The 16,074-nt window shown below is 37.9% G+C and carries 16 protein-coding genes and 3 tRNA genes; 6 read left to right on the top strand and 13 right to left on the bottom strand.

All coding sequences use genetic code 11. The annotated features are described in order from the left end of the window. Window positions 1–12 precede the first annotated feature (12 nt). From H4K35_RS05630 to H4K35_RS05605, 6 genes are all read right to left on the bottom strand, one after another. Window positions 13–651 (bottom strand): helix-turn-helix domain-containing protein, encoded by a 639-nt coding sequence (locus H4K35_RS05630; RefSeq protein WP_182626409.1) that lies wholly within the window; start codon window positions 649–651, stop codon window positions 13–15. Window positions 652–1,002: 351 nt separating this feature from the next. Further along, window positions 1,003–1,626 carry a carbonic anhydrase gene (locus tag H4K35_RS05625; RefSeq protein ID WP_182626408.1) on the bottom strand — a complete coding sequence of 208 codons (624 nt, stop codon included), beginning with the start codon at window positions 1,624–1,626 and terminating at the stop codon, window positions 1,003–1,005. Between the two features lie 2 nt (window positions 1,627–1,628). Next, complete coding sequence (locus H4K35_RS05620; RefSeq protein ID WP_182626407.1) at window positions 1,629–3,170, bottom strand: SulP family inorganic anion transporter; 1,542 nt, start codon at window positions 3,168–3,170, stop codon at window positions 1,629–1,631. Window positions 3,171–3,439: 269 nt separating this feature from the next. Further along, the gene (locus H4K35_RS05615; RefSeq protein WP_182626406.1) at window positions 3,440–3,745 is read right to left on the bottom strand and encodes a hypothetical protein; all 306 of its coding nucleotides are present in this window, start codon (window positions 3,743–3,745) and stop codon (window positions 3,440–3,442) included. A 79-nt stretch (window positions 3,746–3,824) separates the two neighbouring features. Beyond that, window positions 3,825–4,679, bottom strand: coding sequence for an NUDIX domain-containing protein (locus H4K35_RS05610; protein ID WP_182626405.1), 855 nt, complete (start codon window positions 4,677–4,679; stop codon window positions 3,825–3,827). Window positions 4,680–5,393: 714 nt separating this feature from the next. Further along, window positions 5,394–5,726 (bottom strand): helix-turn-helix domain-containing protein, encoded by a 333-nt coding sequence (locus H4K35_RS05605; protein ID WP_182626404.1) that lies wholly within the window; start codon window positions 5,724–5,726, stop codon window positions 5,394–5,396. Between the two features lie 424 nt (window positions 5,727–6,150). On the opposite strand from H4K35_RS05605, the gene H4K35_RS05600 reads away from it, so the two are divergent. Further along, window positions 6,151–6,723 (top strand): porin family protein, encoded by a 573-nt coding sequence (locus H4K35_RS05600; protein WP_182626403.1) that lies wholly within the window; start codon window positions 6,151–6,153, stop codon window positions 6,721–6,723. A 115-nt stretch (window positions 6,724–6,838) separates the two neighbouring features. Next, complete coding sequence (locus tag H4K35_RS05595; RefSeq protein WP_182626402.1) at window positions 6,839–7,441, top strand: porin family protein; 603 nt, start codon at window positions 6,839–6,841, stop codon at window positions 7,439–7,441. Between the two features lie 125 nt (window positions 7,442–7,566). Here the strand turns inward: H4K35_RS05595 and H4K35_RS05590 are convergent. The 6 genes from H4K35_RS05590 to H4K35_RS05565 form a co-directional block, all read right to left on the bottom strand. Next, a tRNA-His gene (locus H4K35_RS05590) sits at window positions 7,567–7,640 on the bottom strand. A 16-nt stretch (window positions 7,641–7,656) separates the two neighbouring features. Next, window positions 7,657–7,730 (bottom strand) — tRNA-His (locus H4K35_RS05585). 90 nt (window positions 7,731–7,820) lie between these two features. Beyond that, a tRNA-His gene (locus tag H4K35_RS05580) sits at window positions 7,821–7,894 on the bottom strand. Between the two features lie 72 nt (window positions 7,895–7,966). Next, window positions 7,967–8,683, bottom strand: a complete 717-nt coding sequence (gene bshB1, locus H4K35_RS05575; protein WP_182626401.1) for a bacillithiol biosynthesis deacetylase BshB1 — start codon at window positions 8,681–8,683, stop codon at window positions 7,967–7,969. Window positions 8,684–8,687: 4 nt separating this feature from the next. Then, a complete protein-coding gene (locus H4K35_RS05570; protein ID WP_182626400.1) occupies window positions 8,688–9,767 on the bottom strand; it encodes an isochorismate synthase in 1,080 nt (359 codons plus the stop codon). Further along, the gene (locus tag H4K35_RS05565; RefSeq protein WP_182626399.1) at window positions 9,767–10,213 is read right to left on the bottom strand and encodes a PaaI family thioesterase; all 447 of its coding nucleotides are present in this window, start codon (window positions 10,211–10,213) and stop codon (window positions 9,767–9,769) included. Before H4K35_RS05565 ends, H4K35_RS05570 begins: the two co-directional genes overlap by 1 nt. 190 nt (window positions 10,214–10,403) lie before the next feature. Here H4K35_RS05565 and H4K35_RS05560 point away from each other — a divergent pair, with 190 nt between their 5' ends. The 4 genes from H4K35_RS05560 (at window position 10,404) to H4K35_RS05545 (ending at window position 14,174) form a co-directional block, all read left to right on the top strand. Beyond that, window positions 10,404–10,976, top strand: a complete 573-nt coding sequence (locus H4K35_RS05560) for an L-threonylcarbamoyladenylate synthase (RefSeq protein ID WP_182626398.1) — start codon at window positions 10,404–10,406, stop codon at window positions 10,974–10,976. 18 nt (window positions 10,977–10,994) lie between these two features. Next, complete coding sequence (locus tag H4K35_RS05555; RefSeq protein WP_182626397.1) at window positions 10,995–12,431, top strand: CCA tRNA nucleotidyltransferase; 1,437 nt, start codon at window positions 10,995–10,997, stop codon at window positions 12,429–12,431. A 4-nt stretch (window positions 12,432–12,435) separates the two neighbouring features. After that, a complete protein-coding gene (locus tag H4K35_RS05550; protein WP_182626396.1) occupies window positions 12,436–13,473 on the top strand; it encodes a heme A synthase in 1,038 nt (345 codons plus the stop codon). 260 nt (window positions 13,474–13,733) lie between these two features. Then, window positions 13,734–14,174, top strand: coding sequence for an adenylyltransferase/cytidyltransferase family protein (locus tag H4K35_RS05545; protein ID WP_182626395.1), 441 nt, complete (start codon window positions 13,734–13,736; stop codon window positions 14,172–14,174). 933 nt (window positions 14,175–15,107) lie between these two features. Here H4K35_RS05545 and H4K35_RS05540 read toward each other — a convergent pair. Then, window positions 15,108–15,356 carry a hypothetical protein gene (locus H4K35_RS05540; RefSeq protein WP_182626394.1) on the bottom strand — a complete coding sequence of 83 codons (249 nt, stop codon included), beginning with the start codon at window positions 15,354–15,356 and terminating at the stop codon, window positions 15,108–15,110. Window positions 15,357–16,074 lie beyond the last annotated feature (718 nt).

Here is a 16,074-nt window from a genome sequence, read left to right as displayed (position 1 = left end):
AAAATCAAACTTTTAAATTTTTGATAAATTCTTCACATGGGGCAAGAAAATACCGCGTATACAAAACACTTCGCGAATCTCGTCCTCTCGGAGGGTTAAGCTTTCAAAAGCCTCATTGTCTGCTACAAACAACAGCGTATTGGCTTCCGTTTTGCGCTTAAAGCGATAGCATAAAATACCGCGATTTTCAACGACTAATACATATATATTCCACGGTTTCATCTCGGAGAGTTCTATTCTTTTGGACAGCAAATAAGAACTAACTTTGATGGTGGGAAACATGTGCTCCACACCTAGTTGAAACGCGATATCTACCGCTTCTTCTGTGGGAAATACACAACAAGGCGAACTCGCCAAGCATTTATCCGGATTCATAAAATACTCTATATGATGATCTACCGAAATCATTTTTACGATCCGATCCTCTAAATCAACGTTATACACTGAATTGGGATGAATCAAAAACACCTCATTTAAGTCGATCTTATACTTGGTGCAAACCTCAATGATTTTATCATAACGCACCATAGCTCTAATTTTCCAAGACGACAACGTATTGGGTTTTATCTCTAATAAATTAGCGAGCTCTAAATCCGTTTTTAACCCAAGTAAATGTTTTAATCTACTGATTACATCATTTGCATCTAACATAGTTTTGCTTTTTACTATTCAACTATTTGTACGATTTTTTCAATTCTCACAGCTTTGCTTTTAGGTATACGAATCAAAAAGGCGGTTTTACTAAACAAAATCCTTGATTATACTATACAAACGCAATTACTGAGATTCAAGTGCAACTACCAATACAGAATCCCTATTTATTTAACACGGGAACACTTCCGTTAAAAGTACAAATAAATCGCATATATTCACTTAAATATGTGTAAATATTCTCAATATAAGATTTACTTCTGTTTTTATATCGTTTGTTGTAAGTGATAAGAAAACTAAAAAAGCCCCTAAGGAGGGGCTTTTTTGTTGAGAGTGATAGGCTATTTAATCCTAACAAATCAATTCTACTTTTCCGCTTACTACATCGTAATAGCCACCGACTACGCCAATTTGTCCCTCGGCAATTAGTTTAGTTAAAGAGGGGCTGATTTGTTGTAGTTGTTCTACGATAGTGCGTACATTTTCTTTTGTTACTAATTCGATGAGCTCTGTTTGCGAAATAGCTGTGTCTTTGTGCTGTTCTTTCACTTTATCCACCACGGGGTGAATGCGCTCCAAAATGGTGTCGAGTTTTCCCAAGCTCGTGTGGTTGCAAGCGCCTGTTATCGCACCACAACGGCTGTGGCCTAATACAAAGATAAGTTTACTCCCTACGACATTACAAGCGTATTCCATACTGCCAATTACCTCGTCTGTCAATACATTTCCGGCAATTCTCAGGCTAAAAATGTCTCCAATCCCCTGATCGAGAACATGTTCTAAAGGAGCTCGACTATCCATACAGCTCAAAATCACGGCATGTGGATGTTGTCCGTCTTTTGTTTCTTGCAATTGGTGCAGGAAATTTCGGTTGTATTTTAAGTTGTTAACGAAGCGATTGTTGCCTTCTAACAAGAGGTCTAAACTTTGTGCTGGTGTAGTATTTGCTAATATTTCTTTTGTAAATGAGTTCATCTTTAAATGGTTTTTCTGTGTGATAAAATAATGTGTTGTTGCCCTTGGTCCACGTGGATAGCAGTATGAAATCCAGTGGTGGTAATTAGGATATTTTTTTCTTTGGCTTTTTCATTGATAAAAGTTTGAAGTAGCTCGACCACATCGATGTGGATATATCCCATTTGCTTAGCGTTAATGGCTAAGTGACAATTGTCAGGCAATTGATACAGTTTGTTTTTGATTGCTGTTTTGTTGAGAAAGGACACCTCTTGTGCCAAGGTCAAGGTAAAGGTGCGTTGTTCATTTTGGACGGATTGCTGCATAGAAAAGGCTTTGCGCACATTACCAAGCAGTAAGAAGGCTACACTAACAGCCATTCCCGCTAAAACGCCGACTAAAAGATCGGTTGCGACCACCATAACAAAAGTGACGATAAACGGCAGGAATTGCGTATAGCCTTTGTGCCAAAAATGGAGCAAAACGGTTGGTTTAGCGAGGTTATACCCAACTAAAATCAGCACAGCAGCTAAAGAAGCCAAGGGTATCATATTCAACACTAGAGGCAACAAAAGCACGGCTAAAAACAGTAAAACCCCATGGATAATAGCCGAGGCTTTATAGCGTCCGCCGGCATTGACATTGGCAGAAGAACGCACGACAACGGAAGTCATGGGCAAACCACCTACAAGTGAACTCAGTATATTTCCGATTCCTTGTGCTTTGAGCTCTCTATTGGTATTGGTACTGCGCTTTAGCGGATCCAAGCGATCAGTTGCTTCGATACACAACAGGGTTTCAATAGAAGCGACCACGGCAATTGTAGCAGCGATAATCCACACCGTTGGATTGGTCAATCCACTCCAATCGGGAAACACAAATAGGGAAGAAATTTCAGAGAAATCATTTAATAAAGGGATGGCGACTAATTGGGTGGTATCAATCGCCCAAGAACTTCCAATATAGGTCCAATATTGATTGATTGCTATTCCGAGGACTACCACGACCAGTGCTGCTGGTAAAAAGGTAATAGCGCGCAGTGCTTTACTCTTGTTCCACAAGATCAAAATAGCCAAGGATAGGGATGCAATGGCGAGTGTTCCTTTGTGAATAACTGCCATACTCGTCAGGTCGCTCAAGGCATCAATGCCCAATACTAAGGGCAATTGCTTGATCAAGATTACCAATCCAATTCCGGCCAACATCCCTTCAATAACACTAGAAGGAAAAAAATTGGCAATTGCACCTAGTCTCAAATAGCCCAAAATCAACTGGATTACTCCAGCAATAATTCCGGCAGTAAGTAGGAGTTGGAAAGATCCCAACTCGCTAATGGCGGCTAAAATAATGGCGGCTAAGCCCGCTGCCGGACCACTGACGCTAACATTTGAGTGACTTAAAAATCCGACGACAACACCCCCGATGATGCCTGAAATAATTCCAGCAATCGGCGGGGCGCCAGAGGCTAGTGCGATTCCCAAACACAAGGGAAGCGCTACTAAAAAGACCACAAGGCCTGGAGCAACACTTTTTTTCCATGTTGCTAAACGCATAGTATGTATCATATTTTGTTTACTAAAGAATTAATCTCACTGGTGTCCACAGCTAGGTGATAAACAGAGTCATAGCGGTTGCATAGAAGGCGATTATCGCCCCCTGTCAACAGGTAAACTCCTTATCAATACTAAGGGATTAACCAATGAAAATACAAGGTGAAGGGGATTGCTCTTTGCTTCAAACAAACAGCATAAACAAGACGTAAATCCACACCGAAACAGGACAATCGTCCATACTGAACACGGTCGTGTACCCCTAATACGCGTCTTATTTTTCTTTAAGCAACAAAAAATTCTGGAGGAGGAGATACGACATCAAACTCTTGAGATTCGTATATTAACTTTAAGTGTGCAAAAGCAAGTCCTTCGCCATCAACATTTTGATACACAAAATCGTCTTGAACGTGGAAAAAGTCGTTGAAGTGACCTTTTTCTTCTTCCTCTGCATTGGTAATTGGTTTTTTATTTTCTTCCGAAATAGCAATCATCGGTATATCCAATTCAATGCCTGCTAACACCGCAATAGTTGGGGTAGCAATAAAGTTAACAAAGAAAAGTAACACGACTAGTGATGCATATTTCATGGAAACAAAAATATTTTTTTTCCAAAAAACACAAGAATTTGAGGTGTTAATTTTTTTGTAATTGTGCTTTTTCTTCGTCTTATCTAAACGACTCGGCCAAAAATTCGAACACTTTCAATACACCAGGAACGGGAATTTGATGTTGGAGATATTCTTCTTTAGTAAAATACTGTACTCCACCAATTTCATTGGCAACGGTTATTGTTTCTCCTTTTAATTCATAGTAGTAACAGGCTTGTTGCATCATGATATTCTTTTTTTCACCAAAAGCGGGCGCTACAATGGGGGTTAAAAAGGAGAGTCTATCGGGTTGTAAACAAAGGGATAATTCCTCTTCAATTTCGCGAATTAACGCTTGTTTACTATCCTCATCTGAATCTATTTTTCCACCAGGTAAATACCACGCTTGTTTATTCTTACTAAAGGCTAACAGCAGTTTGTCACCATCCAAACACACCAGTCCAGCTGTCTGTAGATCAACCCAAGGTTCACCCACCACTGTAAGGTAGTATTCGGTGGTCGGTTGTCCTAAAAACTCCTTATTCCAAACCTTTGATAGCTGTCCGCCTAGTTGTTCATAAATCAGATTGGTTTCATGCGAACTCCATACCATCAAATAGTTGAATTTCTCCTTTAAGGCTACTTCTTTAATTTTATTGACTAGGGGTTCTAGTCCTTCTTCCCTAAAAAACTTAGGCAAAAGGTAAAATTCCGTCAAATGTCCAAAATACAATTCCGTACGAAGAACAAAATAAGCCACTACCTCACTCCCCGATTTCACCCAATATGCCTTGCTTGCTTTGGTTGAATATTCCTCCTTCTCTAGTAGGTGGTTCCCAGGTAAACAAAAAGTTTGTGCTTGTGCTTTGAATGCTTTGATGATTGGACCATGGGGTATAAGGAGCTGTTGTACGGTAAGTTTAGGTAGAGACATCGTTGTTGTTTTGTAGTTGATGCGGTTTATCTAGTTCGTATTATATGCATGTAGGCTTACACCTTCTTATATGCAGACCGTACGCAGTAGCGTCAATAATGAACTGCGAAAACCGGACACCGCTAAAGTAAAAAGAAAAAGCAGGACAATAAAATCATCCTGCTTTTTCTTTTTCACAAAATTTTGTTTCGCAATACGAACAACTTTGTTCGCACTACTTGTTTTTAATTTAAAAAATAAGGACTATTATGAAACAACAAACAATTAAACAGAACACTTATATTTTTTAAAATTAAAAACGAAAAGTTCTCTTTTAACTTAAAATTGCACCTTCTTTTTCGCCTTACTTAAAAAGAAGATACGCGTCTAAAAGAACTTCCACTCAATTATTTAATTCCCCAACAAAGGAAATACCATTCTAGTTAATAAACAAGAAAAAAAGGGGGGAAATTATATTTTTAATTTTTTTTTAATACACAAAAAAAAAACGTTAAGCGAAATGAAAATCTATCGTATTAATATTGTTTAAAACGCAAAAAAAACAAAAAATCAGTAGGTAAAATTCACTCCTATTTTGAGCATTCCGAATGAAAATAGAACATATTGACTTGATTTATGCTGTTTTTGGCTCATTTTCATTAAAAAACTAGAAGTTTACCTACTAAGATTTAGATCGTAAGGCGAGAAGGTATATCCCTATGTAAAAAAAGTCTTTTACTTATTGTGTTGTTCGAGTAAACAGCATCCCCAAGCATTGAGTTGTTTTAAAACGTCTACCAACTGTATCCCCATAGGGGTTAATGTATACTCTACACGAGGAGGCACTTCGTCAAAGCGCTGTTTGAATAAAATACCCGCTTCTTCTAGTTCTTTGAGCTGTTGATTGAGCACACGGCGATCCACAGTAGCGATGCCACGTAAAAACTCACTTGGCCGTTTTTCGCCTTCGTTAATTCTCCAAATAATTGGAATTTTCCATTTACCACTAATTGCTTTTACTGCGTATTCAAGCGGGCAAACTTTTGCTTCAATGATTTGTTTTTGCATTATCCAAGGGATTATGTACACAAAGGTCTCAATTTTTTTTTACTCCACCTAGGCTTTACTTGTTTGATAGTACCTACATCCCCTCTTGTTTGTCCTTAGGACAGCTGGTATTGCTTTGTATAGGCTAGGATACATGATAATAAACGCAGAAGGCGTAAAATAAGCAGCGTTTATTGAATTTTATTCCACACAACAGCAAAGAATCGACATAGGCGATCAACGAGTTAGGTGATATCCCATTCGTTTTACAGTGAAAACCCTCCCTACCCTATCACTTATATGTCATGAATATTAATTAAATTTATACTAATAAGACAAAGCACAATTGAAAAATTAACGTCAAATAATTTACTCTTTAGTATATTTAGATAAAAAAATTCAATACTTTTAACCGTAAATTCACCATTAAATACAATTATATCATATGAAAAAAATTACAATGAGCCTATTGGCTATTTTCGCTACAAGTGGTGTAGCATTCGCACAGACTCCAGATGTTAAAATTGGGGCAAAAGCAGGTTTAAACGTTACGTCGGTAACTAACATCGATGAATCAAAAAGCAAAACAGGATTTCACGTTGGAGCTGTAGCTGAGATTTTTATAAACGAAAAGTTTGCTATGCAGCCCGAAGTTCTATATTCAACACAAGGAGTAAAAGGCCCTTATTCATTTAAAGCTTCCTTTGATTACATCAATGTTCCTATTATGGCTAAATACTATGTAATAGACGGGTTAAGCCTTCAAGCAGGTCCGCAAGTTGGATTTTTAGTAAAAGCAGAAGAAGAAGAAAAAATATCTGGTATTAAAGAATCACAAGACATTAAAGACTATGCGAAAAAAGTTGATTTTGGATTGAACTTTGGTGTTGGTTATGAACTACCGATGGGTGTGTTTGCCGATCTTCGCTATAATTTAGGACTTTCAAAATTAGATAAAGATGGAGAAGGTTCTTCTAAGAACAGCGTATTCCAACTTTCTGTAGGATACAAATTTTAATCTAATATAAGGAAGAAAGGGTGATTGGATTTTATTCTCATTCACCCTCAAACCTAAAAGAAGTAGTTGTTTTATTGCATACTTCTTTTTTCGCTAAGATCTAACTTCATCTACTATGAAAAAAATTACGATGAGCCTTTTGGCTATTTTCGCATTTGGCGTACAAGCTCATGCACAAAAACCAGACACAAACATTAGGTTAAAGACTGGATTAAACATCAGTACAATTACCAATGAACCTTCTAGCAAAACAAAAGCGGGATTCAATATTGGGGTAGCAGCAGAGTTTTTTGTAACAGAAAAATTTGCCTTGCAACCAGAGCTTCAATACTCTACCCAAGGAAGTAAATTTGACAAAAGCTTAGGCGAATACTTCGGTTTATACGATGCCGATATTCAATTTAAGATGAATTACATCAATGTTCCTATTATGGCCAAATACTATGTAGCTGAGGGGCTAAGTCTTCAGGCGGGACCACAACTAGGGTTTAACGTAAAATCAGAAATAGAAATAACGGCCAATGGAATTACGGTTACACAAGACAATAAAGACTTGGTAAACACCGTTGACTTCGGTCTAAATTTAGGGGTTGCCTATGATTTGTCTTTTGGACTATTCTTCGATGCGCGCTATAATCTTGGATTGACGAAGATCAACAAAGTTGGAGATGACACTAAACAAAGCGTCTTTCAATTGAGTGTAGGGTATAAGTTTTAGTGGACAGGGTTGCTCCTATTGTAGGGTTTGAGCATAAGCAAAAGCAATAGGCAAGCCGTACAAAGCTAGGCTTGGAAAAAGCACAAAAAAAGCGCATGATTAGTAGATCATGCGCTTTTTATTTGGGTGATTAATGGGTTTCGAACCCACGACCTTCGGAACCACAATCCGACGCTCTAACCAGCTGAGCTATAACCACCGTGTTTGTTTTTTTGGGTGACTAATGGGTTTCGAACCCACGACCTTCGGAACCACAATCCGACGCTCTAACCAGCTGAGCTATAGCCACCGTGTATTTTCTTTAGGTGTTTCAAACACATTCACCTTTTTCTTTGTATCGGTTGATGATAACCATCCTCCTTTACGATAAGTTTTTTTGGGTGATTAATGGGTTTCGAACCCACGACCTTCGGAACCACAATCCGACGCTCTAACCAGCTGAGCTATAACCACCGTTTTTGTCTTATTTTGACGCTTGCAAAGGTAGCCATATTTCCTTAGGTTGCAAGCATTTTTTGAAAAATTTTACATCAAATCATCTAACCGATTGACTGCCACATATCTTTCTACCGTAAATCCTTCAGCATGTTCAGTATTAATCAATCGCCCCAGGTCTTGAGCACGATAAACAATGCTATCGAGGAAGTTTTTTGAGGTAATTGGCGTAGCAGGTTCTTTGGAGTTTAGGTCATAAAATTGGGTAGCATAAGCCAAGACGGCTTGCATCTTTTGATCGATAAATCCTGTTACATCTACAACAAAGTCAGGTTCAATGTTTTTCCACTGGATGTAGTGATACACCAATTTAGGTCGCCATGCCTCCTGCTCTACACCGTTTATAGCTGTTTCAATACGTCTTAATCCAGCCAAAAAACAAGCGTCAGACACCAATTTACTACCCTTTCCATGATCGATATGGCGATCGTCGATGGCGTTACACAAAACAACCTCCGGTTTGTATTTGCGGATCATTTTAATGATTTCCAACTGATGTGCTTCGTCATTGACAAAAAAGCCATCGCGAAAACCTAAATTTTCTCTGGCTGAAACCCCTAGAATAGCGGCGGCAGCGGCGGCTTCTTGTGCTCGAATTTCCGCACTTCCTCTCGTTCCTAATTCCCCTTGGGTTAAATCGATAATTCCTACTTTTTTACCCAGGTGAATTTCTTTTGCAAGTGTTGCACCACATCCCAATTCAACATCGTCTGGATGGGCGCCAAAGGCTAATATATCTACTTTCATACGCTTAAAATAAAATCTTTTTCATGGTGGTTGATTTGTTTACCGTTTCCACAAATTCACTCGTTGGATCACTCTCTGCCGTCACGCCACACCCAATATACACATTTACTTGTTCTTTTTCAATCTCCATACATCGCAAATTGACAAACAACGCACTGGTTGTTTGCTCATTTGGGGAGGTATAGTTGAGTTCTCCTAAATAACCAGCATAGTACTTTCGGGAATAGCCTTCTTCACGAATAAGAAAATCGCGTGCGACCGATTTGGGCATTCCACAAACTGCGGGTGTTGGATGCAAGGCCTCGACCAGTGTTTGCACGTCGTCTTGCTTCAATTCGGCTTGAATACTCGTACAAATATGCATGACTTTAGCTGCTCTTTTGGTAAAAGGTGGCGATAGGTCGATTGTGCTGCTCAAAGGCTGCAACTGATCTACGATAAAATCCGTTACATATTGTTGTTCTTCTTTTTCTTTTTCGCCCCAGTGTACTTCTTCCATTCCGTGGTTGACCTGGGTTCCTGCCAAGGCCATTGTCCGCAAGGTTTGTCCTGTTAGTTCAATGAGTGTTTCGGGCGTCGCCCCCATCCACATTCCTACTTGAGGGTGGTAAATCACATAGCAAAAAGCCTCGGGATAGGCCGCGAGCAATTGATCAAACAACGTTGCTACCTCTGCTACCTGCAACGGCACTACTTCTTTGCGAGAAGGCACTACTTTTGCGAACTTACCCTGTTTAATCGCCTGTACACAACGGCGAACCAAATCTTCGAAATTGGCTTTCGCAGGTTGTTCCTCGTAATTCAATAAGGCAGCGGCGGATTTATCCCCACCAAGCGATTCTACTTGCAGCGGTTCTTTCGTCCAATCTGCCTCTAGTTGCACCGATGCGTCCAAGGGAATATAAAAGCGCACCCCTTCGTAAAAAGGTGCAAGAACAAATCCTTTTTCTTTAAAATTAGAAACGAGATGTAGTGTAGAATCGCACTGAAACAAGCCTTTTACTTTGGTTTGGCCTGGTTTTTTATACAGTACAAAAGGCTTGTCTTCTTTTATATGCGTGAACCACGTTTCATATAACTTCATTACCCTTTGTTTTTTTCGATTACTATATTGGTTATTTTACATACCGACAGCAATACATCGTTTTCATCTGTAATGCGAATTTCCCACAAATGCAGGGTTCGACCACGGTGTATCAGACGCGCTGTTCCCGTTACGAGTCCAGCTCTTTTGCTGCGCACGTGATTAGCGGAAATCTCAATTCCTCTAATTTCATGTTCATTTGGGTCGATGAGCATAAGCGAAGCACCACTACCCAAGCTCTCTGCGAGTGCCACCATGGCACCGCCGTGCAACAAACCCGCTGGCTGATGTACGCGTTGATTTACGGGCATTGTAGCCACTAAAAACTCTGGACCAGCATCTATATAATTAATTTCCAATGTTTCCATCAAGGTGTTCTTTGTCACCTTGGCATACATGGCTAATACCTCTTCTTTATTAAAATCCTTTCTGCGTTTCACATTCATGTTATAACTAATTTTAGGCGTCTTAAAAGTAAGCCAAAAAAGATGTACTCCTCTTAAAAATATTATAATTCTTTCTTTTTTGAAAGTGGCAATACATTTCTTCTGCTCCAAGCCCGACGTGTATCCTATTTTTTTAGTATTTTTAAGCCCTTAAAATAAAGAACCAATTTTATTGTTAAGGAAGCAAATAATGGAAGATATCCAAAAAGAAGTTCACAACGCTTTTGAAGTGATTAAAAATGGCGGTATAATTTTGTATCCGACGGATACGATATGGGGTATTGGTTGCGATGCGACTAATTCGGAAGCCATCAAAAAAATATATCAATTAAAACAACGTGCGGAGAGCAAGAGCATGATTGTCTTGGTAAACGGCGATCGCCTTTTACACCGTGTTTTTCACAATATTCCAGAAGTCGCTTGGGAGATATTAGAATTCAGTGACAAGCCGACTACGTTGATTTTAGATAACCCTAAAATTGTAGCGCCAGAAATTATTTCGGCAGATCAATCTTTAGGTGTTCGAATCGTCAAAGACACTTTTTGTTACAATTTGATTGAGCGCATGAAGGTTCCCTTGGTTTCAACCTCTGCAAACCTCAGTGGTTTTCCTTCTCCTCAAAATTTTATGGATATTGATTTACGCATTCTTGAAGGGGTGGATTATGTGGTGAACCTCAAACAACAGGAAACCAAACCCCACAAACCTTCTACTATCATTAAATTAAAAGAAAACGCACAAGTAACGATCATTAGAAAGTAAACGGTGCCATTAGAAACTATGACCCTAGATAACCCAACTTATAAAGAAGCCCTACAACATCCCATCTTTGAGATAATTACCCAAGCCGCAACAAACTTGAAGGTAGAGGCCTATGTAATTGGCGGTTTTGTACGCGATTTTTTACTCGAGAGAGATTCCAAGAAAGACATTGATATCGTTGCCGTTGGCAGTGGTATTGAATTGGCTTTAGCGGTTTCGAATTTACTTCCCAATCACCCTAAAGTTCAGGTGTTCAAGAACTATGGCACGGCTATGTTGCGCTATGACGACATCGACATTGAGTTTGTTGGTGCGCGTAAAGAATCCTACCACTTTGACAGTCGCAATCCTGTGGTAGAAGATGGTACCCTAGCGGACGACCAAAACAGACGTGATTTTACCATCAATGCCCTAGCCTTGTCGCTGAGCGAAGCTACCTTCGGCCAGCTAATTGATCCGTTTAACGGCGTATCCGACTTGGCGAACAAGGTCATTCGCACGCCTTTAGATCCCGATATCACCTATTCGGATGATCCCTTGCGCATGATGCGCGCCATTCGCTTCGCTACCCAGCTTGATTTTATCATTGATGAGGCTTCTATCGAATCTATTACAAAGAATGCACACCGCTTAGAAATTATTTCTGGTGAACGCATTGTGGACGAACTCAATAAAATTCTCTTGGCATCAAAACCTTCTAAGGGTTTTTTATTGCTGTACAAAACGGGATTACTTCACTTGATTTTACCCGAATTAATCGCTTTAAACCAAGTAGAAGAAATCGAAGGACATACCCATAAAAACAACTTTTACCACACCCTAGAGGTAGTGGATAATATAGCAGAAAATACCGATGATTTGTGGTTGCGTTGGGCAGCCTTACTTCACGATATTGGAAAAGCGCCTACCAAGCGTTTTTCAAAAAGACAAGGATGGACGTTTCACGGACACGAATTCTTGGGCGGCAAGATGGTCAAAACCATCTTTACGCGCTTGCATATGCCGTTGAATCAAAAGATGAAATTCGTACAAAAAATGGTCATGATGAGTTCTAGACCGATTGTACTGTCGCAAAAAGAGGTTACCGATTCGGCTGTACGTCGCTTAGTATTTGATGCAGGTGAAAACGTAGAAGATCTCATGATTTTATGTGAGGCTGATATCACCACTAAAAACCCTAATAAATTCAAAAAATACCACAACAACTTTCAGCTGGTTCGCAAGAAGATCGTTGAAGTGGAAGAAAGGGATCACATCCGCAATTTCCAACCGCCAATTACGGGAGAGGAAATTATGACGCTGTTCAATCTACAACCCTGCAGAGAGATAGGTACTTTAAAAGAAGCGATAAAAGAAGCGATTCTAGAGGGGGTAATTCCCAATGAGTATGATGCGGCATATGACTTTATGTTGGCAAAAGCGGAGAAAATGGGACTAACAATTGTAAATAAATAATAGTATGAAAAGCTCTTTTTTACCTTTGGCGAAACTTTCCCTGGTACTGGTGTACTTGGTAATATTTGCTGGAGCTGCTGTTCGGATGACTGGTTCGGGCATGGGATGTCCAGATTGGCCAAAATGCTTTGGTTATTACATTCCGCCTACGGACGAGGAAGTCCTGATGTGGCAACCCGATCGCACTTACGAAAAAGGACAAATGATTATTCACGACGATGCACTTTGGAAAGCAAAAGACACCTTTACGACTTCTGCTAGTTACGAAGAGGAGCATTGGGAGAAATACACTAAACACGATTACGCCAAATTCAATCCACAACACACTTGGATCGAATACATCAATCGTCTATGTGGCGCATTAGCAGGATTGGCTTGTGTAGCTATGGCCATTGCATCTGGTAGTTATTGGAAAACGCGCAAAAAATTGGTTTTAGCCTCTTGGTTGGTCGTTTTCTTAATGGGGTTCCAAGCTTGGTTAGGCGCTACTGTAGTATATTCGGTACTCAACCCGATTAAAATTACGGTTCACATGGTAATGGCTTTGGTTATTGTCGCTATCATTATCCATATTATTAAAGTAGCCAAAGATAAAACCGAAATCAAAAAATACAATGCTACCTTCCGTGTACTAACTGTGATAACGCTCCTACTAACTTTAGCACAAGTAGTATTGGGTACGCAAGTACGCGAATTTGTAGATGAGCAGGTAAAAGCGGGAATTACCAACGAATACTTGTGGTTAAACAACCCTACAATTGAATTTTATATTCACCGCAGCTTTTCTATTCTGGTGTTTGTGTTGAATTTTTATTTATTCTTCTTGAATAAAAAGCTAAACTTAGGTTTCTCCAAAGTAAAATGGGTTGCTATTCTCTTGGTTCTAGAGATTCTAACTGGTATACTGATGCAATATGCTCATTTCCCTTTTGGCTCTCAAACGGCTCATTTAGTCCTTGCTTCCATCCTATTTGGGGTGCAATACTATTTGTTCTTGGAAGCGAGAAAGTGTTACTACAGCGGAAAAAGTTCCTTAGATTAATACAACGATCACAATATAGTAGTCAAAAGAACGTTTATGTAGTTGTATACCTAAACGTTCTTTTTTTATTTAAAATACATACAAATAGTCTTTATTTGTATAATTAATAATGATTTTTACTAAGTTCCCCTTAATATTACCTTAAATCATTTGGATATTTAGGTAAAAACTCTTTATTTTTGCCCATATTATCAAAAAGTTTAACCGTATTGCATCTTACAACAAGCAAATCGATTATAAACTTTTAACCCCCTATTGCTATGACAACAAAAAAAATTGGTATTACATTTAGTTCATTTGACTTGTTACACGCAGGTCATATTAAGATGTTAGAAGAGGCTAAACGTCAATGTGATTATTTGATTGTTGGTTTACAAACAGATCCAACCATCGATAGACCAGAAAAAAACAAACCCACACAAACGGTGGTAGAACGCTATATTCAGTTAAAAGGATGCAAATTTGTTGACGAAATTGTACCTTATACGACAGAACAAGACCTTGAAGACATTTTACGCGCTTTTCACATTCACGTGAGAATTATTGGAGATGAGTATGCTGATAAAAACTTTACAGGTAGAAAATACTGTGAAGAAAAGGGCATTGAGTTGTATTACAACTCAAGAGACCATCGGTTCTCCAGCAGTTCTTTGCGAAAAGAAGTTGCCGAAAAAGAAAACGGAAAACTAATTGCGATGTAAGCAAATGCACAAAGCCTGAGATTGATGTCTTGGGCTTTTTTATTGGACAACACTTGAAGGAAGGCTATGCCCTATATTGGACTCAATGCGCCAAAAAAAATCCTGTTCAGGGAAAGTAACCCGAACAGGACCTGTTTGATAAATTCAGATCAGAATTGATTCTCAATATCGTATTCCTATTAGATTGCAGTGTGGATAACGGTGAAAAATAAACTCTATCGACTTCAAATATTTTTTATACTTCGAATCTTTTCTTTCTTTATCTATCTTGGTGTAAACAAAAAACAAATATTCTCTCTAAATTGACTTCGCAACACTGCTGTGATTTTTATAATCAATTAACAGATTTGCTACGCGTATTTGCCAAAGCTAAAATCACTATCGTTGGATAAATCTCCATTTTATATAGAAGTATAACGCCAAATGTCTCTTTTTATTTGATGGTATACCATTTATTTGCACCGTGTAATTTTATTCTTTTAATAAGCTGTGATAAATATAGTGAAATAATCAATAAAATCACCTATTTAATCAAATAAACAAAATAAAGTAATTCTACCCACTATTTAATTAAATTAACGCTATTTTTAACATTAATACCCGTATAAATAGCTTAATATTTTGTTAAAACAATATAGCTTAACCGAATATATAGGAGGACAAGTCAGGATCAAAATAGTTGAAAATTGCAAAAAATGCGCAAAAAACAAGGGTACATAGGTAAAAAAAAACCTGCTCCACTGTATAGCCTGAGGAGCAGGTAGGATGTGATAAGTAGTACTCACAAACACTCAGTAGTAGTGGTTTTTGCAAATACGTACAAATTCTAGTTAGAAAGGGCTTTTTAGTACTCGATTACCTTTTAATTTAAGGTATAAGCAATTTCAGATCAGCTTGCAGTTCCTTATCTGGGGGTGTAAACAAACATCGGTATTAGATTGGCAAGGCAATCTTATAGTAATACACGGTTCTTTTAAAGAAAAAGAATCGCGTTTTTACTTTACTTCTTTTCTGGATGATATAGTCTTCTTGTATCAAACGATAATGTAAAGCGACGGGAATAGTTGACAAGATGATATAATTCCGGCCTTGTATTTTTTCTTTATTAAATAGAACTAAAAACTCTTCGAAATAATCATCCTGTTGCAACGATTCGAGCTGTAAAACAATTGAATCTAGCATTTTCTATTTTTAGTAAGTGAATATCTATTGCAAATATACCAAAAAAATTACAATATGAATACATATTTTTTAAAATACAAACATTTAACACATAAACTATTCAAAATAATAAGAAAAAATAACATTTATTTATTAAAATAATATGTTATTTTTAAAACTATCCATTTAGGTATTCATTTAATGTGAAAAAAGTGTTATTTAATTTAAAAAAATGCAATTCAGAAAAACGCAATACATTAATACACAGTGATTTACGATTTAAATAAATGATTATTTTCGATTATTTCACTATAAAATGAGAGGTAAATCTCAATCTTACATTTATTTTGACTATCAAAGCTACTTTATGAGATTTTTTCTCGATATCCTTTGGTAGCATTCTAGTAGTGCCCAAAGATAAATGGCGGGAGTTTTCGCAACTGTTGTTGCAAATTTATTCGCAAAGCTGCTTATGTTATTTAAAAATTAAAAATCTGTTGATTTATTTGTATCTAGGAAACAAATTCACGATTTTCTCCAATTATTTCACTCCCTCAGGATTGTTTTCCTACTGTTATTTGAGATTTCGTTTATATTGTTATACTGCCCTCTTGTTTATTTATTACAGTTATCCTTTAGTGCGTATTGAAGTATAGAGCATTGTACTCTATATATCCAAAAAAGTAAAAAAATGTAAAGACTAGAGATCGATATTCATCATGACTGACTTATATGTGTC

Origin of the sequence: Myroides sp. NP-2, assembly GCF_014145665.1 — a bacterium.
Taxonomy (GTDB): domain Bacteria; phylum Bacteroidota; class Bacteroidia; order Flavobacteriales; family Flavobacteriaceae; genus Flavobacterium.
This window is presented reverse-complemented; position numbering and strand designations above follow the sequence as displayed.